Consider the following 1,788-nt stretch of genomic DNA (forward strand, 5'->3'; position numbering starts at 1 on the left):
CGTATTGTCAAAACTTTTATAAGAAATAGGTTATAAAATCCTATGATAGAGGGCTTTTTAAGCAAAAAAATTGTCACCCCCTGAATTCTGGAGATAATTGAGGTTACCACACACCCAATTCCCAGAAAGGAAGTGACAAGTTGTACCCTCAAATTATAACCTATTTATTAACTTTTATTAAGTACCAAGATCAAATAATCCGAACTCTTCTTACGCTGCTTATCGGCAAGAACATGTTTGACAAGCCGAAAGAACAGCCGGTGAACCAGCCTTATCGAAAGCTCCAGGTGGATGAACTTCCGGTTATCGAGCCTCTTCAAAAGCTGGATTATAAAATCCTCATGAAAGAGTACTTCGAAGAGAAAGGAAAGCCACTGAAGCCCGTCAGGCGTCATTCCAATTCCAAATCATCCGTACCAACCAACATTTCCTGCCCAAAGTGTGGTGCTCCTGCAGATTACCTTTATGCCAATAATGGAGGCAAGGGACAGTTTCAATGTAAGGTGTGTGCGTGTGTGTTCAATCGGAAAAACCAGTATGCCAAGGAAGCCATCCTGAAATGCCCGCATTGCTTGAAGACCCTTGAAAAAGTGAAGGAACGGAAAGATTTTGACCTCTACAAGTGCAAGAACAATGCGTGTTCCTTCTACCAGCGGAACCTAAATGGACTTTCGTCCAAAGAGAGAAAACGATTCAAGGAGACCCCCCAGGATTTCAAGATGCGTTACCTGTTTCGCCAGTTCCGCATTGAATACAAGCCACTTTCGAAGGAATCACCTAAGAAGCCAAAAGTGGATCTTTCCAGGCTTTATGTGTCGCCTCACACCCTGGGACTTATCCTGACTTACCATGTGAACTATGGACTGTCTGCCAGGAAAACAGCTGCCCTGATGAAGGATGTGCACGGACTGGATATCTCGCACCAAAGCATCCTGAATTACGAAAACAGTGTGGCTTTGCTTCTCAAGCCGTATGTGGATCATTATCCTTACGAACTTTCCGACCGATTCTGTGGCGATGAGACGTATATTCGGGTTGGTGGTCGCTGGCACTACCTGTTCTTCTTCTTCGATGCGGTGAAAAAGATCATTCTGTCCTATCCCGTATCCCGGGATCGGGATACTCAAACGGCGATCCTAGCCATCGATGAAGTCTTGATGAAGTTCAAGGAAATCCCAGAGGACCTGACCTTCGTAGTAGATGGCAACCCCATTTACCTATTGGCGCAGCACTTCTTCGCACACCATGGAATATCATTCGACATCAAGCAAGTCATTGGCCTGACGAACGAAGATCCAGTATCGGCTGAATACCGGCCGTTGAAACAGATCATCGAACGGCTGAACCGGACCTTCAAAGGCAACTATCGCCAAACGTACGGCTTTGGATCCGAACAAGGTTCCGTCTCTTACGTGACACTGTTTGTGGCGTATTTTAACTTCTTACGGCCACACTCAGCGCTGGAAGGGAAAGTACCAGTCCTTCAACCAGAGTTGCTTCAACTGCCGAACATGCCTGCCAGATGGGCCAAGCTGATTGGTTTAGCCCAGGATTGGATCGAAGATCAGACAGCCTAGCTTTTGTTTAGCAGAGCCCTTAACTAGCAGTCGGCGAAGCGTACTCTTGACAAACCGAACTTGCCAATGGTTTAAAATAGGAAAAACCAAGGGCTTATTTGGCATGCCTTCTTTTGTCCCCTTCGCCCTTGATGAACACCCCACAAACCATTGGCGTGTTTGTCAAGAGCGATTGCGGCAGCATTTTTACAAGCTCAGTGAAGAAATCATC

General features: G+C 46.0%; 1 protein-coding gene. It reads left to right on the forward strand.

Annotation, left to right across the window (positions count from 1 at the left end; all coding sequences use genetic code 11):
* The first annotated feature begins 140 nt into the window (after window positions 1-140).
* Window positions 141-1,577: a DDE-type integrase/transposase/recombinase gene (locus JJQ88_RS20880; RefSeq protein ID WP_210367969.1), complete on the forward strand. Its 1,437-nt coding sequence runs from the start codon at window positions 141-143 to the stop codon at window positions 1,575-1,577.
* Window positions 1,578-1,788: the final 211 nt, after the last annotated feature.

The organism is Bacillus sp. REN3 (genome assembly GCF_017912555.1).
In the GTDB taxonomy this organism is placed as follows: Bacteria; Bacillota; Bacilli; order Bacillales; family Cytobacillaceae; genus Mesobacillus.